This window comes from Methylobacterium sp. E-012 (genome assembly GCF_057836545.1).
Genome location: NZ_JBYQEY010000001.1, coordinates 1,848,967 through 1,873,366, shown reverse-complemented (window position 1 = coordinate 1,873,366; position 24,400 = coordinate 1,848,967). Strand labels below are relative to the sequence as shown.

Genomic DNA, 24,400 nt, shown 5'->3' with positions numbered 1-24,400 from the left:
CGGCAAGCCGTTCGCGTCTCCCAGGATTGCCCAGGTCGCGCATCGATAACGGACGAGAGAACCGGAATGACCAAATATAAGCTCGAGTACATATGGCTCGACGGGTACACGCCGACCCCGAATCTTCGCGGCAAGACGCAGATCAAGGACTTCGACAGCTTCCCGACCCTTGAGCAGCTCCCGATGTGGGGCTTCGACGGTTCGTCGACGAAGCAGGCCGAGGGCGGCAGCTCCGACTGCATGCTCAAGCCCGTGCGCCACTTCCCCGACCCGGCCCGCAAGAACGGCGTGCTGGTGATGTGCGAAGTGATGATGCCGGACGGCACGACCCCGCACGAGTCGAACAAGCGCGCGACGATCCTGGACGATCCGGGCGCCTGGTTCGGCTTCGAGCAGGAGTACTTCCTGTACAAGGACGGCCGCCCGCTCGGCTTCCCGACCGCCGGCTACCCGGCGCCGCAGGGCCCGTACTACACCGGCGTCGGCTACTCGAACGTCGGCGACGTCGCCCGCAAGATCGTCGAGGAGCACCTCGACCTCTGCCTCGATGCCGGGATCAACCACGAGGGCATCAACGCCGAGGTGGCCAAGGGCCAGTGGGAATTCCAGATCTTCGGCAAGGGCTCCAAGAAGGCCGCCGACGAGATGTGGATGGCCCGCTACCTGCTCCAGCGCCTCTGCGAGTCCTACGGCATCGACGTCGAGTACCATTGCAAGCCGCTTGGAGACACCGACTGGAACGGCTCGGGCATGCACTGCAACTTCTCGACTGCGTTCATGCGTGAGCACGGCGGGAAGGCCTATTTCGAGAAGCTCATGGAGGCGTTCAAGAACGCCCGCGAGGATCACATCGCCGTCTACGGCCCGGACAACCACATGCGGCTGACCGGCAAGCACGAGACCGCCTCGATCCACGAATTCTCGTACGGCATCGCCGACCGCGGCGCTTCGATCCGGGTGCCCCACTCCTTCGCCAATAACGGCTACAAGGGGTATCTGGAGGATCGCCGTCCGAACTCGCAGGGCGACCCCTACCAGATCGCCTCGCAGGTGCTGAAGACGATCTCTTCAGTCCCGACCGAGGCCGCCGTAGCCGCGTGACGCTTCCGCTGCAAAACGAAACGTGATCCGGAGCCGGGCCCTCGCGCCCGGCTTCGCCTGTTCAGGGCCGGCGCGGGCGCTCGTCGTCGCGGATGGCCGCCTCATGGTACCACGCGCCGCCGCCGATGCTCGGCACGGGCGCGGGCTTGACCGTGTCGATCGCCCGCGGCGTCAGTCTGGGGCGGCGGAAGGCTGACAAATCATAGAGCTTGGCGGTCTCGCGCCCGTCGGTACCGGCCATCACATGGTCCTCCTGCATCGGATCAAAGCGACCGGTCCGGCCGCCTGTTCCCGATGATGTGGTGCTTCCTGCGCAGCACTCCATGGGTTCAGGCGCCGGTGGCGGACATTCGTGCAACGCGAATTCTTAGGCAGATCGGGACAAGCGGCGGTTTTTCCCCCGATCATGCTTGGCGTGATCGGGGGAAAAACCGGTGATCCACGGGCGCAGGAACAGGCGGATCTGGGATCAAGTCTGCTCTATAGAGCGATTGCCATCGAATGATCTCGGCTTCGGCTTCCGTTCGCGCCACGCGGTGATCGACCGCGCAGCGCGACGCTTTAGGGCGCCGCCCCGATCCGCGATCGCGCTGCCCTGGGTTGCGTCGCCGACCCTGTGTTCAGCGACGGGCGTCTGGAGGCACCGGTGCCGGCTGGTCCGGGCGCCGGCCGATGACCTGCCGCCCGGGCTGAACCGGTGCATCGGGGACCTGTACTCGGGCCGGCACCGGCCCTCGATCCCGCCGAACCGGTCCTTCAACGCCAGCCTGCGAGATGGGTTTTGCCGCGCGGGAGGCCCGCATCGCCGTCAAGGCACCGGCCACGATGAGCAGGCAGGCGAGCGCCAGGGCCGGCCCCGTGCTGGCATAGCCGGTCAGCACCAGGATGAGCGTGGACAGGACCGGCGCGGCGTAGGCCGTCACGCCCAGCAGCCGGACGTCGCCGTGCTTGCAGCCGATATCCCACAGATAGAAGGCGGCCCCTACGGGCCCGAGGCCGAGCAGCAGCACCGCACCCCACTGCACCGCATCGGCCGGCCACACCGTCGTCTCGACGGCGAGATGGCAGACGAGGCTGAGGGCCGCGGTGGCGAGGCAGAAGCCCGCGACGGCGTCGGTCGATACCTGTCCGACCCGGGCCGACAGGATTGAATAGCCGGCCCAGACGAAGGCCGCCGCCAAGGACGCCGCGTAGCCCGGCAGAGCCCCCGCCGCGAAGCCGAGATCGCCCCGTCCGGCAAACAGCGCGGCGACGCCGGCGAGACCCAGGAGCGCTCCGACGAGGTGGCCCGGACGCAGCCCCCCCGATCCCGGCAGGCGGGCGGAGAACAGCACGATCAGCAGCGGCCAGAGATAGTTGATCAGCCCGGCCTCGGCCGGCGGCGCGAGGCGCAGGGCGCTAAAATAGAGCGCGTGATAGCCGAACAGGCCGCCGATCCCGAGGAGCCAGACCCGCCACGGCTGGATCAGGGCGCGGGCGCGCGCCGGATCGGCGATCCAGGTGGCGCAGCCGCACAGGCCGCCGAGCAGGAAGGTCATGGCCGCGAGCTGGAACGGCGGCACCGTGCCCGAGGCCGCGGTCAGGAGGGCGAGCAGGGACCAGAGCAGGATCGCCCCGAAGCCCGCGAGCGTGGCGGCCGAACGCGGCGTCCGTGCCGGGGAGATCGCTGCCGATTCTGTCATCGGGCGCTGCTATCATGCGGGATCGTGAGTCGGCGAGATCGGGGTCACGTCGCTGTCACCATCGCGCGCTACCGGCGATCGGACACAGGAGAGCGACGCGATGCGTGCGATGCGAGCCGCGCTGGCGCTGATACTGGCGAGCGGCCCGGTTCTGGCCGGGGATGCCGCCCAGCTGGGACCGCGGCCCTTCTACCTGGTCGACCAGCTCAAACCCGGCCCCCTCAAGGAACGCCTGGCCGCCTGCGGGGTCGACAGGACCTACACGCCCAGGACCTTCTCGATCTCACACCGGGGGGCGCCCCTGATGTTCCCGGAGCATACCCGCGAGGGGTTGATCGCCGCCGACCGGATGGGCGCCGGGATCCTCGAATGCGATGTGGCCTTCACCAGGGACCGCCAACTCGTCTGCCGGCACAGCCAGTGCGACCTGCACACGACCACCGACATCCTGGCCCGACCGCAGCTCGCGGCGAAGTGCACGCAGGGATTCGAGCCGGCCGACCCGGCGTCCGGGCGCAAGGCCTCGGCCAAATGCTGCACCAGCGATCTGACGCTCGACGAGTTCAAGTCGCTGACCGGCAAGATGGATGCGGCCGACCCGGATGCCACGACGGTCGCGGCCTACATGAACGCGACGCCCCGCTGGCGCACCGACCTCTACGCCGGGACCGGCACGCTGCTGTCCCATAAGGACTACATCGCGCTGGTGAAGGGGATGGCCCGGAAGTTCACCCCCGAGCTGAAGGCGCCGCAGGTGGCGATGCCGTTCGACGGCACCTACACGCAGGATCAGTACGCCCAGCAGCTCATCGACGAGTACAAGCAGGCGGGTATCCCAGCCTCGGACGTCTTCCCGCAGAGCTTCCAGCTGCGGGACATCCTGTATTGGCTTGACAAGGAGCCGGATTTCGCCCGCCAGGCGATCTTCCTCGACAACCGGGACGAGACCGCGAAGGGTTTCGATCCGGAGAACCCCGCCACGTGGCAACCCGGCATGGCCGAGCTGGCGCAGAAGGGCGTGAAGATCCTGGCCCCGCCCCTGTGGATGCTGGTCCGGCCTGGGCAGGACGGCGCCATCGAGCCCTCGACCTACGCCCGGGCAGCGAAGCGCGCCGGGCTCGGCCTGTTCGCATGGTCGCTCGAGCGTTCCGGACCGCTGAAGGACGGCGGCGGCTATTATTATCAATCGATCAAACCGGTGGTGACCGGGGACGGCGACATCCTGCGGCTGCTGGACGTGCTGCACGGGCAGGTCGGCGTCATGGGCGTGTTCTCCGACTGGCCCGCGACGACGACCTTCTACGCCAACTGCGTCGGGGCACCGTAGGCCGCCTCAGTCGGCCCACAGGGCCACGAGGGAGAAGAGGCCGGCCATCACGACGTTGACGATGAGGATGCCGGCGATGATCAGGGCGAGCGTCATGGTTGCCTCCGGAATGGGGCGATCTGGCGGGCTGGGGTTGGGGAACGGCCCGGCGGTTCATCCGCGCGGGCCGCATCGATCACTGCTTCAGTGCGGGCTGATCACGTGCATGAGATCGGCGAGGTACTCGACGTTCAGCGGCCTCCAGCCGAGCCGGCGCCGGAGCAAGCCGTAGACCGTGCAGAGCAGGGTGGCCGAGCCGACGACAGCCAGCGTGAACCAGCCGATGTCGCCGGTGCCGAAGCCGACCGCGATGCCGATCAGGGCCGTCGTCACGAAGATGATCCGGCTCGGGTGGGCCGGGCCGCGCGTCGTCACGTCAGACATGGGAACCTCCTTCGATCCGGGTCAGCGGGCGCGGCAGTTGGGGCCGAACCAAGTCATGGTCCGGCGATCCATGCCGCCGTCGGAGGACGCGCCGCAGACGGGGAAGCGCGTGTCGCCGCTCCGCTGCAGGCTCATCACCTTGTAGAGATCGCTCTGCGCCTCGCGGCGTCGGTTCTGCTCGGCGAGCTGGGCCGACCAGTACCGGTTGCTGGCGGCCTCGGCGGCCGCACGATCCTGGTGGAGCCCCATCATGCACGCCGCGAAGGCATCGGTGCCGGGCTCGAACCCGAAGGTGTAGCACTGGTTCTGATCCATAGCGTGCCGCTCCCGGGGCGTGACGCAGGCCGCGAGGCCGAGGGTGCAGGCTGCGGCAAGGACGACTTTCGCGGCGCTCGCAAGCCGCCGAACCTGCCGGCCGTCAGCTTTACCGCCGAACTGCGCAGACAAGGCACCACTTTCGCGAACACGCTGAACGCCGCGTTGACTGTGAATTCGCTGGATCATGGTGTTCGCCCTCCCGTTCTACTGTCGGCGCGAACATCCGCGGCGCGACGGAACGAGACCTATACGGGCTTGTCCGATTTGTTCGTGCCCCAGAGCACGTGAACAATTTCTTCCCGCATCACCCGTCGTGCACACCATACCGGTGGGGCCACAAACCCCGGATCGGTGCGCGACAGGTGCGAATCGATAAGCATGCAGATCCGGAAAATATTTATTGCATAATGTCCGATACTTTATTGATTGAGCAAGAGCAGCGCATCAGGCGACCTTGCACGCGGATCAAGATCAATCAGCTTGGGCGACCGGCGTGGCGTTCGCGACCCGCTGGAGCGTTTCTCTCGCAGAGATGGGTTGCGGTGAAGCAGCCCGTTAGCACCGCTGCCACGCACGCTCAGCAGGTTTCGCAAAAGTGGCCGCCGGTTTTGCGATGAAAACCTGCGATCAGCCAAGGACCTAAGCGGATCAAGCGTTGGCCAGCCCACGGTACACGACAGTGACGCCATCGTCGCCGAACGCGGCACGGGTCCCCTCGCCCGTGCGGGAGAGGGGGCAGGTCGCGACTGCCAACCCGGTCCGCGGACGACTGTGGTGTACCGTGTGGCCCGCCAACGCAAATCTGATCAGGCCTGCTGCACCCGCGGGTGCAGTTGGTGAGAGCGTATGCGACGAGTCGCCTACCCCAAGCTTGAACTGGGATTTGCGGTCGATCCTGATGCCGCCGGTCCTGACAGGCGCGGATCGGCGTCGGCAATCGGCCTCCTTTCGATCGGGTGCGCCGGCCCGAGCCGGCGCACCCGCCGGCGGTTACACGAAGTGCTGACCACCGTTGATCGTCAGCGTCGAGCCGTTCACGAACCCGGCCTCTTCGCTCGCCAGATATTCGACCGCGTGGGCGATCTCGTCGGCCTCGCCGAGGCGGCCCGTGGGGATGGTCGAGATGATCTTGTTCCGGATATCCTCCGGCACCGCCATCACCATCTCGGTGGCGATGTAGCCCGGGGCGATCACGTTGACCGTAATGCCCTTGGACGCGCTCTCCTGGGCCAGCGCCTTGGCGAAGCCGACCACACCGGCCTTCGCGGCCGAGTAGTTCGTCTGGCCGGCCTGGCCCTTCTGACCGTTGATCGACGAGATGATGATGATCCGGCCGAAGTTGCGACTGCGCATGCCCTCAATCAGCGGCCGGGTGCAGGTGAACATCGAGTCGAGGTTGGTCTTGATGACCGCCTGCCACTTCTCGAAGGTCATCTTGTGGAAGGCACCGTCCCGGGTGATCCCGGCATTGTTGACCAGCACCTCGACCGGTCCGAGTTCGGCCTCGATCGCCTTGATGCCGGCCTCGCAGCTCGCGAGGTCGCCCACGTCGAACTTGAACACCGGGATGCCGGTCTCGGCCTTGAAGGCGCTGGCCGCCTCGTCGTTGCCGCCGTAATTGGCGGCGACCCGGTAGCCCTTGTCCTTGAGCCGCTTCGAGATCGCCGCGCCGATGCCGCGAGTGCCGCCCGTGACGAGGGCGACGCGTCCTTGAGCCATTGTTTCCTCCTGTTTGCATCTCGTGATGCCGCGTGCGGATGGCGTCCGCACGCGAATTTTTATGATCCCGGCCTTGAGTCTAAGTTGTCGCGTACACCTGACGTGACAGAACGATCACGCCCGCTCAATGCACATCGCGACGCCCATGCCGCCGCCGATGCACAGTGTGGCGAGGCCCTTCTTGGCGTCGCGCCGCTTCATCTCGTGCAGCAAGGTGACGAGGACGCGGGCACCGGAGGCGCCGATCGGGTGGCCGATTGCGATGGCGCCGCCGTTGACGTTCACCTTCGCGTCGTCCCAGCCCATGTCCTTGTTCACCGCCAGCGCCTGGGCCGCGAAGGCCTCGTTGGCTTCGATCAGGTCGAGGTCGGAGGGCGTCCAGCCGGCCTTCTCCAGGGCCTTGCGGGAGGCCGGGATCGGGCCGGTGCCCATCACCTTCGGGTCGACGCCGGCGGTCGCCCAGGACTTGATCCGGGCGAGCGGGGTGAGGCCGCGGCGCTCGGCCTCGGAGGCCGACATCAGCACCAGGGCGGCGGCGCCGTCGTTGAGGCCCGACGCGTTGGCGGCCGTGACCGTGCCCTCCTTGGAGAAGGCCGGCTTCAGCTTGGCCATCGCCTCCACGGTGGCGCCGTCGCGGATGTACTCGTCGGTGTCGACGACGGTGTCGCCCTTCTTGCCCGGGATCGTGACGGGCACGATCTCGTCCTTGAACCGGCCTTCCTTGCGGGCGGCCTCGGCCTTGTTCTGCGAGCGGGTGGCGAACTGGTCCTGCTGCTCGCGGGTGAGCTGGAAGGCCTGGGCGACGTTCTCGGCGGTCTGGCCCATGTGGTAGCCGTTGAAGGCGTCCCAGAGCCCGTCCTTGATCATGGTGTCGACTAGCTTGACGTCGCCCATCTTCTGGCCGGCGCGCAGGTACTGGGCGTGGGGCGAGAGCGACATCGATTCCTGGCCGCCGGCCACGATGATCGTGGCGTCGCCGTTGGCGATCTGCTGCATGCCGATGGCGACCGTGCGCAGGCCGGAGCCGCAGACCTGGTTGAGGCCCCAGGCGGTGGCCTTCTCGGGGATGCCGGCCTTCATGGCGGCCTGCCGGGCCGGGTTCTGGCCGGCACCGGCGGTGAGCACCTGGCCGAAGATCACCTCGTCGACGTCGTCGGGCGAGACCTTGGCGCGCTCGAGGGCCGCCTTGATCGCGGTCGCGCCGAGGTCGTGGGCCGGCACAGCGCCGAAGGCGCCCCCGAACGAGCCGACCGGCGTGCGCGCGGCCCCGACGATGACGATCTCTTCGTTGGCTGCCATGTGAACGTTCTCCTCTCACGACCGGCGCGCCTTCCACGTTCCGGGCGCGCTCTGTGCCGGTCCTGGGATGAAGGGCGTGGCCTCGGCGAAGTCAAGGATGCACAACGAGCCTTCAAAAGATGCCGATGACGCGCCGACGTGACTGAAATGCCGTCCGCACACCCGGACGCCTGCATTATTCTGCGTTGAAGAGATGCAGTTTGCTGTTTTCTGCGCCCGGGGAAGGCTTTAAGGATCGTGTTGCGGGCGCGAAGACGATCCCCGCAGAGCCGCATCACGCACGCCCGCACGTCCCTAGGTCCCGAGTCCAGAAAGGCCGTTCCCGATGGCGGATACCGTCAAGGCCACGCAAACCGTCATCAAGAAGTACGCCAACCGGCGCCTCTACCACACCGGCACCTCGACCTACGTGACGCTGGAGGACCTCGCCACGATGGTCCAGAACGGCGAGGATTTCATCGTCTACGACGCCCGCACGGGGGACGACATCACCCGTTCCGTGCTCACGCAGATCATCTTCGAGCAGGAGAACAAGGCTGGCGCGGAGAACTTGCTGCCGGTGGCGTTCCTGCGCCAGCTGATCCGCTTCTACGGCGACAGCATGCGCACGATGGTGCCGAGCTTCCTGGAATTCTCCATGGCCAATTTCGCCAAGGACCAGGATGGGCTGCGCGAGAAATTCGCCCACAGCTTCGGTCCGGCCGCGTTCCAGAATGCGATCGAGCAGTCGGTGCGCACCAACATGAACTTCTTCGGCGATGCCATGAAGATGTTCACCGGCTTCGCGCCGCCCGCAGGAACGCAGCCGACCCCCGCAGCCGCGCCAGCCGCCTATGCCGGCGGTGAACTCGACGATCTGAAGCGTCAGATGCTGGAGATGCAGCAGCGCCTGGAAGCGCTGGCGAAGAAGTAGTCACCCGCGCCCTGCGACCGAATAGAAGGTTGACGGTCCCTTAATACCGGTATCACCCTTGCGACAACGGCACGGAAACGTGCGGAGAATGTCGCGATGGTGCGAGTCGGAACAGGCGGTCGTCCCGGCCCGGCACAGGCCGGTCCCGTTGGGGCCACACGCGGCGCGACGGCGCAGGCCCCTGCGGAATCCGCGGGGCCTTCCGGCCGTGCGCTGGTCGTGATCGAAGGGGGGCGTCCCGGGGAACGCGGACAGCCCGCGCGGGCGCTGAGCACGGCCGTGGGGCGGGCCCGCGCCGGCTTCGTCGCCCAGTTGCTGACCGCCGATGACCCGACGCTGCTGCCGTCGCGTCAGGAACGGACACAGATGGCCGCCGCGCGCTACGCGGAGGCGGCGCGGCGCCTCGCCTGAGGCGCCGCCACGGGGCCTTACGCCTCGGCGGACTTCACCTTGAGCACCTGACGGCCGCGATACATGCCGGTCTTCAGATCGATGTGGTGCGGACGGCGCAGCTCGCCCGAATCCTTGTCCTCCACATAGGTCGGCGCCTTGAGGGCGTCGGCCGAGCGGCGCATGCCGCGGCGGGAGGGGGAGGTCTTTCGCTTCGGAACGGCCATGGCAGGATCCTTCGTGACGCCGCGGACAAAGCGGCGCCCGGGCGGCTCCCCGATCGAGGATCGCCACGCGCACCGCGGGATACGGATGAGGGCGCGCTTATAACGCCCGCCTTCGCCCATGGCTAGGGCATCGCTCCGGAATTCGGAACTGCGACGCTGCCTGGGGGAACCAGACACAACCGTTAAGCGTGGGTTCAAGCGGAACGGCCCAGACCTGCGAGGCCGGTGCCGCGCAGCGGACCGCGCCTTTCGGGAGAACGCCATGGCCTCCTCCACCAAGACCCTCGCCCTGCTCGCGCTGCTCTCCAGTCTCGTGGCAGGCCCCGTGCTGGCGCAGGCGCCCGCCCCCCAGACCCCGGCCACCACGGCGCCGACGGCCCCGGCAAAGCCCACGGCCCCGAGCGCTCCGGTCGCCGGGCCGCCGAACGCCGCCAAGACGGCGCTCATCGACCTCAACACCGCCAGCACCCAGGAACTCGACGCCCTGCCCGGCATCGGGGCGGCCCGCGCGGCCGCAATCGTCAAGGGCCGCCCCTATCGCGGCAAGGACGATCTGGTCTCCAAGAAGATCATCCCGAAGTCCGTCTACGACGGCATCAAGGACAGGGTCATCGCCAAGCAGAAGTGAGCCGGGCGCCGCGCATCGGATCCGACATCCGTCGCGACACTCCCCCTGATCCGCTCCATAGCGGGCGCCGTCACCGGGCCTTCGGGACGGTGCCCTATTCGGCAATCGCCCCCTGGGGCATGGAGAAGCCCGGCGGGGCCTTCTCGGCCGCGGCCTTCGGTGCCGCCGGCCGCGCCGGGGCCTTCTTCCGAGCCTGCACCTTCGGCGGCGCCTTCACGGCCGGGGGCGCCTCGCAGGTGCGGAAGGCGAGCTGCGCCAGGGGCGTCCCCTCCTCACTTACGATGGCGATCGATTCGGGCAGCGTCGGCAGGGACGGCTGCCACTTGATCGGGCCGCCCAGCATCGCCTCGATGGCCGACGGAACGCTCCCGCGCCGCAGCGTGGAGAAATCCGGGCCGTAGGCGGTGGCGACCTTGCCGGCGATCACCACCTGCAGCACCTCGTTCACCTCCGTCGTCAAGGGTCTGAGCGGGTTGGTCGTCTGGACCTGGCCGGCCCGGGTGATCACCATGCTGAAGCCCTTGCCGTTCTCGAAACGCGCCGCACGGGCCCCGCAGGGCTGATCGGGGGCGACTGCCGGGGTCGCGTCGGGGTTCGAGGCCGGCGCCGGGTCGGCTGCGGCGGCCGGCGCCGGCCCGGGCGCGGCCTGGCCCGCCGCCGCGTGCAGCGTTGTGGCAAGGAGCAGGGCAGCGGCCCCGCGGGCCCGCGACCTCATCGTCCGGACTCCGGTGCGTCGCGCCGTGCCTCGCCCCGGTCCGTCCGGTGCAGAGCCCTGATCGGTTCCAATTCGGTCGCTTCCAGATCGAGCACGTGCGGATCGCGCGTCCTTTGATCGAGGACCTGCTGATCGAGGATCTGCGCGGTCCGGTCGATCGGGCTCCGGCGCGGGCCGACCGCGCCGATGAACAGGTCTTCGTCCTCCGCATCCAGCTCGGAGCCCATGCGCAGGGGTTCGCGCCGGCCCCGGGCCGCCATCGCGGCGACCGCGACGATGGCGACGACGAAGATCAGTATCGCCAGGATGATGAACAGGCGCTCCATGAGGCCCGAAGCTCTAGCCCGGCCACCGGGCCGCCGCCAGCCCATCCCGCGCGGAACGCTCCTTGCGTCGAGCGCCGGGCCGGGTAGATGCGGGCAGACCGGAGCCGGGACCAACCATGCAGCACGAGCCGAGCCGCGAGCCCGAGGAATTGGAGGACCACCTCCTCGGCCTGATCGAGGCCGCCCGCGACCAGGCGCGGGAGGATCCGTTCCGCAACCCGGTCCTGGCCGTGACCCTGGCGATCACCCGCCGATTCGACCGGGACGAGATCTCCGCGGACGATCTCGACCGCCTGTTCGCGCGGCTGCGCATGGAATCCCTCGCGGCGCGGGCGACGCGGCTGCGCGCCTATGTCGGTCTCGGCGATGCCGCCGGCGACGCCCAGGCGGCGATCCCCGCCCGCCTCGTGGCGGCGGCGCCCGACGGAGCCGACAGCTTCGACGCCTTTTCGGCCTTCATCCATCGCATCGCCTTCGCGGTGGTGTTCACGGCCCACCCGACCTTCGGGATGCCGCGGGCCGTGGCGACCCTGCTCGCCGAGGCCGCGAGCCTGCCGGACGCGGCCGGCCGCGCCGGGCTGATCGCGCGCGCCGCCGCGCTCTCCACCCGGCCGGACGCGCCGATCACCCTGGACGTGGAGTTCGAACAGGCCTGCGCGGCGGCCAATAACGGCCGGCTGGCGCTGGACGCCTTCAACGGCGCCGTGCTCGACGCCGCCCGCGCCCGCTGGCCCGAGCGCTGGACCGAGCTGACGCCCCGCCCCTTCGCCATCGCCAGCTGGGTCGGCTGCGACACGGACGGACGCACCGATATCGGCTGGTGGGACACCCTGCGCTACCGCCTCATCTCGAAGCGCATGCAGTTCGACCGGGTGATGCGCGAACTGCCCGAGGCCGGCGCCTGCCGCGAGGTCCGGACCTTGGCCGAGGGGGCGCTGGCGGCGGTGAACCGCCAGCTCGCCGTGGCGCCGCGGCTGGGCGACAAGCCGTCCCTCGAAGCGGTGCATCGCTTCGCCCTGGCGCTCATCATCGAGCGGGAGCGCGCCCAGACCGATGCCGGCCCCCTGGTGGCCGGCCTCACCGCCGCCCTGGAGGGGGTCGAGGACGGCGCCGACAAGCGGCGCATCGCCGTCCTGCGCGCGGGCGTCGCCACGCACGGGCTGTCGAACGCCCTGCCGCATTTCCGGCTGAACGCCAGCCAGATCCACAACGCCGTGCGCCGGGTGATCGACCTGGAGGGCGAGCCCACCGACGCGGCCCGGCGCCGCTCGCATCTGGCGACGATCCACGCCCTCCTGAACGACGTCCGCCCGGTGGCGGTGGATTTCGGCGCGCTCGCCGCCGAGCGCGCCTCGGCCGCCCGGCTGATGATGACGATTGCCCAGATCCTCAAGCACGTGGACGGCACCCACCCGGTGCGCTTCCTGATCGCCGAGACCGAGACCGGCTACACCCTGCTCGCCGCCCTCTGGCTGGCGCGCCATTACGGGATCAGTGACAAGCTGGAGATCACCCCGCTCTTCGAGACGGCGAGCGCCCTGGAGCAGGGCATCCGGGTGCTGGACGATGCCCTGCGCAACCCGCATTGGCGCCAGTACCTCAAGCGCATCGGCCGTCTGACCGTGCAGTTCGGCTATTCGGATTCGGGCCGCTACGTCGGCCAGCTCGCGGCGACCTTCTGGATCGAGCGGCTGCGTTTGCGCATCACCGAGATGCTGGTCCAGAACGGCCTGGCCGATATCGAGCTCGCGATCTTCGACACGCATGGCGAATCGATCGGCCGCGGCGCCCACCCGACCTCGCTGCGCGACCGCCTCGCCTATCTGGCCCCCGAGGATGCGCGGAACCGCAACCGCAAGGCCGGCATCAAGGTCCGGCTCGAATCGAGCTTCCAGGGCACCGACGGCTACCTGCTCTACGGCACCGAGGCCCTGGCCGAGGCGAGCATCGCCCGGATCGCCGAGCACGTCTACGCCCTCGATGTGGCGGAGGAGGACAGCTTCCCCGGCTATGCCCTCAACGACCCCGCGGACGGTGCCGACGCGGCGGACGACCCGATCTACTCGGAGCCGGACTTCGCCCTGGAATTCTTCACCGCGGCCCGCCAGGACATGGAGGCCCTGGTCGACGATGCCGGCTATGCCGCGTTGCTCGGCACCTTCGGCCCCAGCCTGATCGACCGCACCGGCTCGCGCCCGGTGGCGCGCCAGTCGGACAATGGCGGCCCGGCCCGCATCACCCATCCGACGCAGATGCGGGCGATCCCCAACAACGCGATCCTGCACCAGCTCGGTTTCCTGGCGAACTCCCTCTACGGGATCGGACGGGCCGCCCAGCGCGGTCCCGACCTGTTCCGCGACATGCGCCGCGACTCGGTGCGCTTCTCCCGGGCCTTCCGCCTGGTGCAGCACGCGGCCGCCGCGGGCGATCTCGATGTGCTGCGCGCCTATATCGACACTCTCGATCCCGCCGTGTGGCTGGAACGGGCGCGGCGCACCCAGAAGGACTTCCGCCGGGAGGAACTGGTGGTGATCGCCGGTGCCCTGGAGCGCCTTGACCTCGCCCCGGCGCTGCGCAGCCTGTTCGGTCGCCTGACCTGCGACTGGCTCGCCCTCACCGCGGCGGCCCCCGACCTGCCGACCATGTCGGCCCGGCTGACCCTGCTGCACGCCCTGCGGCTGGCCCTGATCCACCGGATCTGGTTCCTGGCGGTGCACATCCCGGGCTTCCGCCCGCAGGCGGGGGTCTCCCGGGAGCAGCTCCTGGAGCGCTTCCTGCGCCTCGACATCGACGGCTGCCTGACGCTGCTCGACGCGATCTTCCCGGTCACCCCGGATCCGACCCTGGGCCTGAATTTCGGCGAGGCGGCCGGCCCGCGGGATGTCGGCACCTACGAGGCCGAGCACGCCAACCTGTTCCAGCCGATCCGCCGGATGTTCGATCAGGTGCGCGAGATCTCGGGGATGATCCAGCACGAGGTGGGGGCGTTCGGGTAGAAAGGTCGTTCGGGCCAGAGGCTAACGCCCCGGTCCGATCGAAGCCTGTGGGCGTGCAAGTGGCTCATCACTGTAGCGCGGGCGGTCGTAGCTTTGGTTGAGACCTCTCGCCATGAGTCCCGTCTAGGCGGCTGCTCTGGGTGGTTTTCTGTCGGTCCGCGTTCGAGCGTGAAGGTGGGCGAAGCAGACACCCGGGTGTGCTCGACATCGACGAACACCCGGCGCTCGCCCACTTCGGTCTCAGCACAGGCTGACCCAAGGGCTGCTATCGAACAAACAAACGCCCCGTAGGGCGCCTGTCTGTCGCTCGGCCGATCGGTGGCGCCCTCAGTTCGCCCGGGCGACCTCGACGAGATTGTCCGAGAAGGACGGCGCGTGGCCCATGTCGGTGAAGGCGCCCGACGAGATGCTGTTGACCGTGCCCTCGTTGAGCTGACGCCAGTAGCCAAGCGTCGCCACCACGATGCCAGCCTTCACATCGTCGGTGATGCGGGCCACGCCCTTGAAGGCGCCGCGGTCGTTGGCAACCTGCACCCGGTCGCCGTCCCGGATACCGCGCGCGTCGGCATCGTGCTGGCTGATCATCACGAACTGCTCGCCCTGGCCCTTCTGCTTGTCCTCCATGTTGGCGTAACAGGAGTTCAGGAAGTAGTGGCTCTTGGGCGAGACGATGTTGAGCGGGAAGCGCCTGGCCAGCTCGGGGTCGTTCGTGTGGGATTCCCGCGGACCGAGGTAGTCGGGCAGCGGGTCGAGCGCCTCGCCCGGCTGGAAGCCCTCGTACATCTGCCGGAACGGCGGCGCGACGAAGTTGGTGGCGCCCTCGACCTTGAGCATGCACTTGCCGGTCGGCGTCGGGAAGTTACCGTCCCTGTGCGGCGCCCGGTCGTCGGGCGTGCCGACCTTCAGCCGGGCGAAACCGTGCTCGCGCATGTAGGCGAGGTCGATGCCCTCGCAGGCCGGGGCGGACCAGTCGACGTAGTGCTCTAGGCACTCGCTATCGCTCCACTTGAAGTTCTCCTCCTCGAAGCCGAGCCGGGCCGCGAGCTGGCGGAAGATCTCGTTGTTCGGGATCGCCTCGCCGGGCGCGTCCGCGCACTTGGTGTTGTAGGTGAGATAGAGGTGGCCCCACGACAGGATCATGTCCTCCATCTCCGCCCCCATCGTCGCCGGGAGCAGGATGTCGGCGTAGGAGGCCGTGTCCGAGATGAAGTGCTCGGCCGAGACCATGAACAGGTCCTCCCGCATCAGCCCCTCGACGATCTTGTCGGTCTCGGGCGCCTGCGTGACCGGGTTCGAGTTCCAGCACATCATCGACATGATTGGCGGGTCGAGCTGCATCTCGCCCGTGAGCGCGCGGCCGATCTGCAGGTTCGAGACGACGCGGGTCCCCTCCGGGATCAGATCGGGTCGGCACATCACGTCGAACTTGTACGGGTGTTCCCAGACACCGAACTGCGTGACGCCGCCGCCGACATGGCGCCACGCGCCGGTCAGGGCCGGGATGCAGGTCACCGCCCGGATGGTCTGGCCGCCGCCGTAGTGCCGCTCCAGCGCCACGCCCATGCGAATACCCACCGGCTGCGCGGTGGCCATCTCGTAGGCGAGCTTGCGGATGTCCTCGGCCGGGACGCCGGTGATCTCGGCCGCCCACTCCGGCGTGCGGGGGCCGGCCCGCTCCTTCAGCTCCTCGAAGCCGACCGTGTGGTTGTCGACGTAGTCCTGATCGACGAGGCCCTGGGCGATGATGGAGTTGATCAGCGCCATGGCCAGCGCCCCGTCCGTGCCGGGCTTCGGCGCGATGTGCCAGTCAGCCGCCTTAGCGGTGCGCGAGGCATAGGTGTCGATCACCACGACCTTGGCACCCTTCTTCTGGGCGTCCTTGACGATGGCCCAATGGTGCAGGTTCGTGCTGACCGAGTTGCAGGCCCAGATCACGATGTATTTGGAATGGATGTAGCTGTCCGGGTCGAGGCCCGCCGTCGGACCGACGGTGAGGAGCCAAGCGGTGCACGAACCCTCGCCGCAGAAGGTCCGCTCGGTGACGGTCGCGCCCATGCGGTTGAAGAAGGCGTCGCCGCCGTTCAGCCCGTGCACGAGGCCCTGGTTGCCGAGGTAGCTGTAGGGCGCGATGGCTTCGGGCCCGTACTGGTCGATGATCGCCTTCCAGCGCGTGACGATGGTGTCGAGCGCCTCGTCCCAGGTGATGCGCTCGAATTGCTTGGACCCCTTCGGCCCGACGCGCTTCATCGGGTAGAGCAGCCGATCGGGATGGTAGTGGCGCTTCTCGTAGTCCTTCAGCTTCACGCACAGACCGCCCCGGGTCATCGGGTGGTCCGGGTTACCGCGCACACCGAGCAGTTCCCCGTCCTTAACCTCGAACAGCATCGAGCACGTGTCCGGGCAATCATGGGGGCAACCGCCGAAGAAGGTCTCGGTCAGGCTCTCGGCCTCGGCGACGATCAGGGAGTCCGGCTTGACGATCTCGTTCATGTGCCCTCCACGGCCGAGCGTCTCCCCTTATTGTTCCTGGGGGGCCGGCCCGGTGCCTGGACAGGATGCACTTAAGTATGAACAAGTCCAAATGTCGTTTGAGTGAGCGCTCCTCGAACCGGCATCTGCTTTTGGGAAGCTGAGACCCGCCTCAGCGAGGCAAGGATGGGTCGGGCGCAGTCTCCGACAAACCCGTCGCGCCGCGCCCAACGCCCCGCCCCTCAAAATCCCTCCACCCGCAGCACCGTCCCGGACAGCCCGACCACCCGCACCCGCGCTCCGGCCGGCAGATCCGGTCCCTCGACGCGCCAGAGCGTGTCGTCGAAGCGGAGGCGGCCGGTGCCCTGCACGATCGGCTCGGCGAGCACGCCCGCGCGACCGATCAGGCCGCGGTCGGCACGGTTGAGCATGGCGTCGCGAGGGCTGGCCCGGCTGGACAGGCGGGTGGCGATCCCGACCAGGACCACGGCGAGGCCTGCGAACAGCAGGGTCTGACCCTGCCAGGGCATCGGGATCAGCGCCGCGGCGAGCCCGGTCGCCAAGGCCGCCAGGCCGAACCAGATCAAGAACACGCCCGGCACCGCGATCTCGGCCCCCGACAGGACGAGGCCGGCGATCACCCAGCTCCAGGCTGGGCCGAGGGCCGCGAGGATCCCGAGGGTATCGGTCATGGCTGTCAGCGCCGCGGCGCGGCGACGTCGGGCGGCGCGCCCGCACGGCGGGCCTGCGACGCCTCCCCGAAGACCGCCCGGGTGAGTTCGCCGATGCCGCCGAGCGTGCCCGCCAGCGCCGCGGCCTCGATCGGCACCACCACGACCCGCTGGTTCGGCGCGGTCGCGATCGCCCGCACGGCGTCCACATACTTCTCCGCCACCAGAAAATTCGCCGCCGCGATGTCGCCCTCGGCGATCGCCCGGCTGACCATCCCGGTCGCCGCCGCCTCGGCCTCGGCGGAGCGCTCGCGGGCCTCCGCATCGCGAAAGGCGGCCTCGCGGCGGCCTTCCGCCTCCAGGATCGCCGATTGCTTGCGCCCCTCCGCCCGCAGGATGTCGGCGGCGCGCTGGCCCTCCGCCTCCAGGATCGAGGCACGCTTCTCGCGCTCGGCCTTCATCTGCCGGGCCATGGCGCCGGCGAGGTCGGGGGGCAGCAGGATGTCCTTGATCTCGATCCGGTTGATCTTCACGCCCCAGGGCGCGGCGGCCGCATCCATCACCCGGAGCAGGCGCTCGTTGATCTCGTCGCGGTGCGCGAGGAGCTGGTCGAGATCCATCGCGCCGACCACCGTGCGGATATTGGTCATGGTCAGGGTCGTGGCGGCGAGGGCGAGGTTCGAGACCTCGTAAGAAGCGCGGGCCGCATCGAGCACCTGGTAGAACACGACCGCGTCGATGGTCACGCCGGCATTGTCGCGGGTGAAGGCCTGCTGGCTCGGCACATCGATCACCTGCTCCATCACGTTGACCCGCCGCCCGACGCGCTCGATGAACGGGACGATCAGCGCGAGGCCGGCGCCGAGACTCCGGGCGTAGCGGCCGAATCGCTCCACCGTGTAGACGTAGCCCTGGGGCACGATCTTCACCCCGGCCGCCAGGGTGACGACCGCCAGAGAAGCGGCACCGACCGCGAACACGCTCAGCCCCAACGAAAGATCCATCGCCCAGTCCCCTCTCCGCCCCGCAGCCTAGCGAGCGGCCCCCTCCCCCGCGACCGGGCCGGCCGAACCGCGAAGCGGCACCGCGATCCCGACCCGCACCGCCGGGTGGCGGCCGATGGCCCGGGTGAACAAGGGACCCATCGTTCCGATCATCAATGGTTCAGGCCGCAGGGCCTAGGAAGTGTGGCAGCGTCGCGCTCGTCGTTGCTTCGGCTTCCCCGGTGCAACGCTTGCTGAAGACATTCTCGGCATGATACCTGCTACCTCGCCGCGGAAAGAAATCCTTCCGCACCGCTGCGAGCGGTAGATATCCCTACCCAACCAGATCCGGTGCGCGCGTGAAGATTGCTGTCCTCGCACATCTCAAGTACCCGATCGGCCAGCCCTATGCGGGCGGTCTGGAGATGCACACGCACCTGCTCACCGTCGCCCTCAAGCGCCACGGGCACGACGTGACGCTGTTCGCCAGCCGCGGATCGGACCCGGCGCTGGATCCGGTGATGCTCTGTGATCCCACCGGTGACGCGCTGATGGATCCCGAGCGCGAGGCGGCGATCGACGGCGCGGAGCACGACGCCTACCGGCGGATGATGGAGATGGTCGCGGCCGGCGGCTTCGACCTCGTGCACAACAACGCCCTGCATGCCCTGCCCCTGCGCGAGAGCGCCCGAATCGGCCTGCCGTGGGTCACGGTGCTGCACACGCCACCCTTCGAGGCCCTGGTCGGCGGCGTGATGAAGGCCGATCCGGACATGGCCTTCCTGGCGGTCTCGCCGTCCCTGGCGCAGGAATGGGCCTCCCTGGTGCCCGACGCCCAGGTGGTCGATAACGGCGTCGATCTCTCGACCTTCGCGTTCTCCGAGGCTCCCGATGCGGCGCCCTTCGCGTTCTGGTCGGGTCGGATCGTGCCCGAGAAAGGTCTGCACCTCGCCATCGACGCCGCCCGGGCGGCCGGCCTGCCGCTGACCTTCGCGGGGCCGAAGCTCAATCCGGTTTACTGGGCGGCCGAGATCGCGCCGCGGCTCGGGCCGGACCTGACCCATCTCGGACATCTGCCGCACCGGGAACTCGCCCACCATCTGGGGCGCGCCCGGGTGGCGATCGTGTCGCCGTGCTGGGAGGAGCCCTTCGGCCTCGTGGTGGCGGAGGCCCTGGCCTGCGGCACGCCGGTGGCCGCCTTCCGCCGCGGTGCCATGCCCGACATCCTCGACGCGCAATGCGGCCAGCTGGCCGATCCGGACGATGCGCAGGACCTCTCGGTGGCGATCCGGGCGGCCGCCGGGTTGTCGCGGCGCGCCTGCCGCGATCGGGCCGAGGCGCTCTACGACGCCGCCGCGATGACCGCACGCTACCTGGAGGCCTACGAGGCCGTCATGGCGCGCTGCGCCGAACGGGCGCGGCCGGCGCTGCGGGTCGCGGGCGGACGAGGCTGACATGCGCGCCGACGCGGTCCGGCCTGGTCCCTCACGCTGCGTCGTCTGCATCCCGGCGCGGAACGAGGCGGAGCGCCTGCCGATCCTGCTCGCATCCCTGGCCGGACAGGTCGAGGTCGCGACACGGCTGCGGGTCGTCGTCGTCGCCAACAACTGCACGGACGGGACGGCAGCGACGGTTCGGGCCCGGCAGGCGGCGGGCGCGTGGCCCGGGCTGGAGATCCGGCTGATCGAGGCGGATCTCGTCGGCGCACAGGCCCATGTCGGCACGGCCAGGCGCATGGCGCTCGATGCCGGCGCCGATTGGCTGGCGGATGACGGCGTTCCGGATGGAATCCTGCTCACCACCGACGCGGATGCCCGCCTGCCGGCCGACTGGATCGTGGCGAACATGCGGGCGCTCGAACAGGCGGACGTGGTCGGCGGCCGGCTCGTCATCGACGAGGACGGTGATGCGGATCCGAAGCTCGCCGAGCTCCACGCCCGAATCGAGCGCTACTGGTCCGGCGTCCGGCGCCTGGAGGACCTGCTCGACCCGCCGCCCTACGACCCGGCCCCGCGCCACGGCGACCATACCGGCGCGAGCCTCGCGGTCCCGGTCTCGCTCTATCGGGCGGTCGGCGGCCTGCCGCCGCTGCCCTGTGGCGAGGACAACGCCTTGGTCGGCCTGCTGCGCGCCCACGGCGCTCGGCTGCGCCACTGCCCGGACGTGCGGGTGATGGTCTCGGCCCGACACCAGGGGCGGGTCTCGGGCGGGATGGCCACCGAGATGGCCCGCCGCGCCCGGGTCCTCGACGGGGAAGCCTATCTCCTCCCCGAGGCGGCCCATTGGCAGGCGCTGATCCTGCGCCGGGCGGCCCTGCGCCAGGCATACCGGCTCACGGGCTCGGCCTGGGTGGCGGCATGCCGGCAGCTCGGGCTCGGCGACGATGACCTCGACGCCCTGCAAGATTACCCCAACGACATCGCGTTCGTCGAGCGGGCCGACCGGATCCTCGAATCCCGGGCGGCGCCCGCGCGGGAATGCCCCCTCGACCGGGCGCTCGCCGACCTCGACGCCCTCGCCCTGTCCCTGCGGGCCGCGGCGTGACCCGCGGGATCGGCTGGTACGTCCACCATCAGGGCGCCGGCCATCTCCAGCGGGCCCGGGCGGTGGCCGCCGCCCTGCCCCGCCCCTGCACGATCCTCGGCACCCTCGCGGGCCTCGACACCGCGGGGCTCGATCGCCTCGACCTGCCCGACGACCGCCCGTTGGGCGACGCCGCTTTCGAGGGCCGGGACGGCGAATCCGAGCGGCCGGAGGCGCTGCACTACGCGCCCCTGAACCATTCCGGCATCCGCGCCCGGATGGCGCGCATCGCCGAATGGGCGGCGCGGACCGAGCCGGCCCTTCTCGTCGTGGATGTCTCGGTTGAGGTCGCGCTGCTGGCGCGCCTCCTGTCCGTGCCGACGCTGCTGGTGCGGCTCGCCGGCACTCGGACCGACCGGCCACATCTCGAAGCCTTCCGCGGCGCGACGCGGCTGCTCGCGCCGTTCCCCGAGGCGCTGGAGGCCACGGGCGTGCCTGACTGGATTCGGGCCAAGACGGTCTACGCGGGTTTTCTCGGCGCGCCGGCGCAGGCTGCGACCGAGACCAGCCGCGATATCGTGGTGGTGTTCGGCCGGGGCGGCGCGGGGGGCGACCTCGCGGCACTCGCCGCGGCGGCCCGGGCCGTCCCCGATCGCGCCTGGCATGTCCTCGGCCCGGTCTCGGGTTCAGGCGCGACGCCGGACAACCTGCATGTGCATGGCTGGGTCCCCGACGTTGCCGCTCGGGTGGCGGGGGCGGCCTTGATGGTCGGCGGCGGCGGCGACGGGGTCGTGGCCCTCGCCGCGTCGCAGGCCAAGCGCTTCCTCTGCCTGCCGGAGGCGCGGGCCTACGGCGAGCAGACCGAGAAAGCGGCGGCCCTGGCCGGGCTCGGCGCCGCGATCGTGCATGAGGGCTGGCCCCCCGCTTCCGCATGGCCGGATCTCGTCCGGGCGGGGCTCGCCCTCGATCCGTCGGTGCTCGGCGCCCTGCACCGGCCGGACGCGGTCGATGCCACCGCCGCCGCGATCGAGCGTCTCGCCCAGTCGTTCGAGCGGGCATGACATCGGCGTCTGCCGGATAAGACAGGCTCCGGAATACCGGCGCCTGTCCGTCCAGACGTCCGGGCGAGGAGCGCCTGACGGACCGGCATCCTGCGCCGGTTGCTTCGCGAGAGCGTCCTGCAGAAGGCCCGCTGCGCCGTCGCGGGAAGGCAACTAAAATTGAGCGATCGGGCGTTTGCGGGGTGGCTCAGGTCTCCTGCCAGATCCGGATCCGGGCTTTGAACGCGGCGCGGATATGCGCCCGGGCTGCGGCTTCGGCGCCGTCCCCGTCAAGGGCCCGGATCGCCGCCACGATGGCGGCGTGCTCGGCGAGGGACTCCGCGGCGCGGTCTGGGGCCGCCAGGGTGGTGGCGCCCGGCAGCAGCACCAGCGACAGGCGCATCGTCTCCAGCGTGCTCTGAAGGAAGCGGTTGCGCGCCGCGCCGTGGATCTGCCGGTGGAACAGGCGGTTGGTCCGCGCGAGCGCCGGCGCGTCGCCGATCAGCGACCGATCCCGGGCGACCATCTCCTCCAGGATCTCGGTTTCGACCGCGCTGGCGTGGATCGCGGCGAGGCGGGCCGCCGTCCCCTCAAGCACCTCGCGTAGGTCGTAGAGCTCGCTGACCTGCCCGTAATCGAGCTGCGCCACGCTGGCGCCCCGGTGCGGCTCGTGGGCGACGAGGCCCTGTGCCTCCAGCCGCCCCAAGGCCTCCCGCACCGGCGTGCGGCTGATCTGGAACCGCTCGGCGAGCTCGGCCTCCCGCAGGCGGCTGCCGGGCACGAGTTCACCCTCCTCGATCGCCCGCAGCAGGCGCTCGTAGGCGCCGGCGCCGCTGGAGCGTTCCGCTTCGCTGGCTTTCATCCGGGTCTCCTCGCCTGGCCCTTAGCGTCAAACCGCACGCTGCGGAACGCTTGCCGCAGATTGCATGCAGGCGTATACAATTCAGCGACGAATCGTGAGGGGTGAGGAGACGGCGATGCAACGTCCAGGTGATGGGCCGTGGGATGTCGTGGTGGTCGGGTCCGGCAACGCCGCCATGAGCGCAGGCCTGGCCGCCCTGGAGCGCGGCGCCTCGGTGCTGATGATCGAGAAGGCCGAGCGGGATCTGGCTGGCGGCAACACCGCTTACACGGCCGGCGCCATGCGGTTCGTCTACGAGGGCAACGACGACCTGATCCCGCTGTTGGCCGATCCGCAGGATCCGCGCCTGCCCCGGACCGATTTCGGCGCCTATACGGCCCAAAAGTTCGAGGACGACCTGCTCGGCTTCAACGACGGCCGGCCGCTCTCCCGCGAGCAGCGCATCCTGATCGACGAGAGCGGCGCGGCCCTGCGCTGGCTCGCGACCCAGGGGGTGAAGTTCGAGCCGATCTATTCCCGCCAGTCCTTCGAGAAGGACGGGCGCTTCGTCTTCTGGGGCGGCCTGACGCTCGCCACCCACGACGAGGGGTTCGGCCTCGCCCAGGCGGAACTCGAGGCCTTCACCGAGGCCGGCGGGGAGATCCGCTACGGCTGCCCGGCCACCGGGCTGGTCGTCGCGGACGGGCGTGTGGTCGGAGTGGAGACGCCGCAGGGGACGTTCCGGGCGAAGGCCGTGGTCCTGGCCTGTGGCGGCTTCGAGTCGAACGCCGCGTTGCGGACGCGCTTCATCGGCGCAGGCTGGGAGAAGGCCCGGGTCCGCGGCACGCCGCATAACCAGGGCGACGGGCTGGAGATGGCGCTGGCGCTCGGCGCGAAGGCACACGGCTTCTACGGCGGCTGCCACGCGACCCCGATGGACCTGCACACCCCCGATTACGGCAATCTCGACCTGCCCCACGGCGAGCGCAAGCACTACCGGAAGATCTGCTATTTCCTGGGCCTGATGCTGAACGCGAACGGCGAGCGGTTCGTCGACGAGGGCAAGAATTTTCGCAATTACACCTATGCCCAGTTCGGCCGCTCGATCATGGAACAGCCCGGTCACGTCGCCTGGCAGATCTTTGACGCCAAGGTCGATCACCTGCTCTACAGCGAGTATCGGTTCCACGACGCGCATTTCGTCGAGGCCGACACCCTGGACGGGCTCCTCGACCTGCTCGACGGCATCGATCGGGACGCGGCCAAGCGCACCATTGCGGAATTCAACGCCGCCGTTGACGAGACCGTGCCGTTCGACCCGACCGTGAAGGACGGGCGCGGCACCAAGGGGCTCGCCCTGCCCAAGTCGAACTGGGCGCAGGCGATCGCCACCGGGCCGTTCAAGGCCTACCCGGTCACCGGCGGGATCACGTTCACCTACGGCGGCGTCGAGGTCGGCGACGACGGCGCGGTCAAGCGGGAGGACGGCAGTGCCATCACCGGGCTCTACGCCTGCGGCGAGATGGTCGGGGGCGTGTTCTTCAACGGCTATCCGGGCGGTTCGGGCCTGACCTCCGGCGTGGTGTTCGGCCGGCGCGCGGGCTACGGCGCCGCCGCGGCGCGGGGGGCATAGGCTCCCCTCTCGAGCCGCGGCTCAGGACGACACCGCCGGTGAGGGTCGGGACATCCGGGCCCCGCCCCGATTGCTCGATCCTTACGCGTCGAGCCGTCGTTGCGGGCGGTGGCTGGCGTGCCTGAGCCCATCCGCAGGTCTTGCGAAGCCTCGCGCCCGCAAGCCTTGGATCCTCA

At 69.6% G+C, this 24,400-nt stretch carries 22 protein-coding genes and 1 pseudogene; 10 read left to right on the top strand and 13 right to left on the bottom strand.

Features of this window, described 5'->3' with window-relative positions:
* Positions 1–66: 66 nt before the first annotated feature.
* A complete protein-coding gene (locus AC3IF1_RS08865) occupies positions 67–1,101 on the top strand; it encodes a glutamine synthetase beta-grasp domain-containing protein (RefSeq protein WP_243966952.1) in 1,035 nt (344 codons plus the stop codon).
* Between the two features lie 61 nt (positions 1,102–1,162).
* On the opposite strand, the gene AC3IF1_RS08860 is transcribed toward AC3IF1_RS08865, so the two are convergent.
* Complete coding sequence (locus tag AC3IF1_RS08860; RefSeq protein ID WP_243966951.1) at positions 1,163–1,342, bottom strand: DUF2735 domain-containing protein; 180 nt, start codon at positions 1,340–1,342, stop codon at positions 1,163–1,165.
* A gap of 538 nt (positions 1,343–1,880) precedes the next feature.
* A pseudogene (gene yddG / locus AC3IF1_RS08855) lies at positions 1,881–2,783 on the bottom strand (aromatic amino acid exporter YddG); the annotation flags it as partial.
* A 100-nt stretch (positions 2,784–2,883) separates the two neighbouring features.
* Between yddG and AC3IF1_RS08850 the strand changes: the two are divergent.
* On the top strand, positions 2,884–4,110 hold the full coding sequence (locus AC3IF1_RS08850; protein ID WP_489217247.1) for a glycerophosphodiester phosphodiesterase family protein: 1,227 nt from the start codon (positions 2,884–2,886) through the stop codon (positions 4,108–4,110).
* 183 nt (positions 4,111–4,293) lie between these two features.
* On the opposite strand, the gene AC3IF1_RS08845 is transcribed toward AC3IF1_RS08850, so the two are convergent.
* The 4 genes from AC3IF1_RS08845 to AC3IF1_RS08830 all read right to left on the bottom strand — a co-directional run bounded on the left by AC3IF1_RS08845 (position 4,294) and on the right by AC3IF1_RS08830 (position 7,869).
* Positions 4,294–4,533: a hypothetical protein gene (locus AC3IF1_RS08845; RefSeq protein WP_489217246.1), complete on the bottom strand. Its 240-nt coding sequence runs from the start codon at positions 4,531–4,533 to the stop codon at positions 4,294–4,296.
* Positions 4,534–4,554: 21 nt separating this feature from the next.
* Entirely contained in the window at positions 4,555–4,848 is a 294-nt protein-coding gene (locus tag AC3IF1_RS08840; protein WP_489217245.1) for a hypothetical protein, read from the bottom strand.
* 993 nt (positions 4,849–5,841) lie between these two features.
* Positions 5,842–6,570 carry an acetoacetyl-CoA reductase gene (phbB, locus tag AC3IF1_RS08835; protein ID WP_243966947.1) on the bottom strand — a complete coding sequence of 243 codons (729 nt, stop codon included), beginning with the start codon at positions 6,568–6,570 and terminating at the stop codon, positions 5,842–5,844.
* 114 nt (positions 6,571–6,684) lie between these two features.
* A complete protein-coding gene (locus AC3IF1_RS08830; RefSeq protein WP_489217244.1) occupies positions 6,685–7,869 on the bottom strand; it encodes an acetyl-CoA C-acetyltransferase in 1,185 nt (394 codons plus the stop codon).
* 325 nt (positions 7,870–8,194) lie between these two features.
* On the opposite strand from AC3IF1_RS08830, the gene phaR reads away from it, so the two are divergent.
* Together phaR and AC3IF1_RS08820 are read left to right on the top strand one after the other, a co-directional pair.
* Positions 8,195–8,782 carry a polyhydroxyalkanoate synthesis repressor PhaR gene (phaR, locus tag AC3IF1_RS08825; RefSeq protein WP_489217243.1) on the top strand — a complete coding sequence of 196 codons (588 nt, stop codon included), beginning with the start codon at positions 8,195–8,197 and terminating at the stop codon, positions 8,780–8,782.
* 219 nt (positions 8,783–9,001) lie between these two features.
* Complete coding sequence (locus AC3IF1_RS08820; protein ID WP_489217242.1) at positions 9,002–9,193, top strand: hypothetical protein; 192 nt, start codon at positions 9,002–9,004, stop codon at positions 9,191–9,193.
* A gap of 17 nt (positions 9,194–9,210) precedes the next feature.
* Here the strand turns inward: AC3IF1_RS08820 and rpmF are convergent, their stop codons facing one another.
* Complete coding sequence (gene rpmF, locus AC3IF1_RS08815) at positions 9,211–9,399, bottom strand: 50S ribosomal protein L32 (protein WP_003601373.1); 189 nt, start codon at positions 9,397–9,399, stop codon at positions 9,211–9,213.
* Between the two features lie 262 nt (positions 9,400–9,661).
* Here rpmF and AC3IF1_RS08810 point away from each other — a divergent pair, with 262 nt between their 5' ends.
* Entirely contained in the window at positions 9,662–10,027 is a 366-nt protein-coding gene (locus AC3IF1_RS08810; protein ID WP_243966942.1) for a ComEA family DNA-binding protein, read from the top strand.
* 94 nt (positions 10,028–10,121) lie between these two features.
* Here the strand turns inward: AC3IF1_RS08810 and AC3IF1_RS08805 are convergent, their stop codons facing one another.
* Positions 10,122–10,742 carry a hypothetical protein gene (locus tag AC3IF1_RS08805; protein ID WP_489217241.1) on the bottom strand — a complete coding sequence of 207 codons (621 nt, stop codon included), beginning with the start codon at positions 10,740–10,742 and terminating at the stop codon, positions 10,122–10,124.
* Positions 10,739–11,068 carry a hypothetical protein gene (locus tag AC3IF1_RS08800; protein WP_489217240.1) on the bottom strand — a complete coding sequence of 110 codons (330 nt, stop codon included), beginning with the start codon at positions 11,066–11,068 and terminating at the stop codon, positions 10,739–10,741. Before AC3IF1_RS08800 ends, AC3IF1_RS08805 begins: the two co-directional genes overlap by 4 nt.
* 116 nt (positions 11,069–11,184) lie before the next feature.
* On the opposite strand from AC3IF1_RS08800, the gene AC3IF1_RS08795 reads away from it, so the two are divergent.
* A complete protein-coding gene (locus AC3IF1_RS08795) occupies positions 11,185–14,064 on the top strand; it encodes a phosphoenolpyruvate carboxylase (RefSeq protein ID WP_489217239.1) in 2,880 nt (959 codons plus the stop codon).
* A 327-nt stretch (positions 14,065–14,391) separates the two neighbouring features.
* Here the strand turns inward: AC3IF1_RS08795 and AC3IF1_RS08790 are convergent, their stop codons facing one another.
* The 3 genes from AC3IF1_RS08790 to AC3IF1_RS08780 form a co-directional block, all read right to left on the bottom strand.
* Positions 14,392–16,554 carry a molybdopterin-containing oxidoreductase family protein gene (locus tag AC3IF1_RS08790; protein WP_489217238.1) on the bottom strand — a complete coding sequence of 721 codons (2,163 nt, stop codon included), beginning with the start codon at positions 16,552–16,554 and terminating at the stop codon, positions 14,392–14,394.
* 221 nt (positions 16,555–16,775) lie between these two features.
* Positions 16,776–17,225: an NfeD family protein gene (locus AC3IF1_RS08785; RefSeq protein ID WP_243966937.1), complete on the bottom strand. Its 450-nt coding sequence runs from the start codon at positions 17,223–17,225 to the stop codon at positions 16,776–16,778.
* 5 nt (positions 17,226–17,230) lie between these two features.
* Entirely contained in the window at positions 17,231–18,208 is a 978-nt protein-coding gene (locus AC3IF1_RS08780; RefSeq protein ID WP_489217237.1) for an SPFH domain-containing protein, read from the bottom strand.
* 338 nt (positions 18,209–18,546) lie between these two features.
* On the opposite strand from AC3IF1_RS08780, the gene AC3IF1_RS08775 reads away from it, so the two are divergent.
* From AC3IF1_RS08775 to AC3IF1_RS08765, 3 genes are read left to right on the top strand one after another with little or no spacing between them, the layout of a single operon-like run.
* Positions 18,547–19,641 (top strand): glycosyltransferase family 4 protein, encoded by a 1,095-nt coding sequence (locus AC3IF1_RS08775; protein WP_489217236.1) that lies wholly within the window; start codon positions 18,547–18,549, stop codon positions 19,639–19,641.
* Between the two features lies 1 nt (position 19,642).
* Positions 19,643–20,731 (top strand): glycosyltransferase family 2 protein, encoded by a 1,089-nt coding sequence (locus tag AC3IF1_RS08770; protein WP_489217235.1) that lies wholly within the window; start codon positions 19,643–19,645, stop codon positions 20,729–20,731.
* Positions 20,728–21,771 carry a glycosyltransferase gene (locus AC3IF1_RS08765; protein ID WP_489217234.1) on the top strand — a complete coding sequence of 348 codons (1,044 nt, stop codon included), beginning with the start codon at positions 20,728–20,730 and terminating at the stop codon, positions 21,769–21,771. Before AC3IF1_RS08770 ends, AC3IF1_RS08765 begins: the two co-directional genes overlap by 4 nt.
* Before the next feature lie 187 nt (positions 21,772–21,958).
* On the opposite strand, the gene AC3IF1_RS08760 is transcribed toward AC3IF1_RS08765, so the two are convergent.
* Positions 21,959–22,612, bottom strand: a complete 654-nt coding sequence (locus tag AC3IF1_RS08760) for a GntR family transcriptional regulator (protein ID WP_489217233.1) — start codon at positions 22,610–22,612, stop codon at positions 21,959–21,961.
* Positions 22,613–22,727: 115 nt separating this feature from the next.
* Here AC3IF1_RS08760 and tcuA point away from each other — a divergent pair, with 115 nt between their 5' ends.
* The gene (gene tcuA / locus AC3IF1_RS08755; protein WP_489217232.1) at positions 22,728–24,224 is read left to right on the top strand and encodes an FAD-dependent tricarballylate dehydrogenase TcuA; all 1,497 of its coding nucleotides are present in this window, start codon (positions 22,728–22,730) and stop codon (positions 24,222–24,224) included.
* The last annotated feature ends 176 nt before the right edge of the window (positions 24,225–24,400 follow it).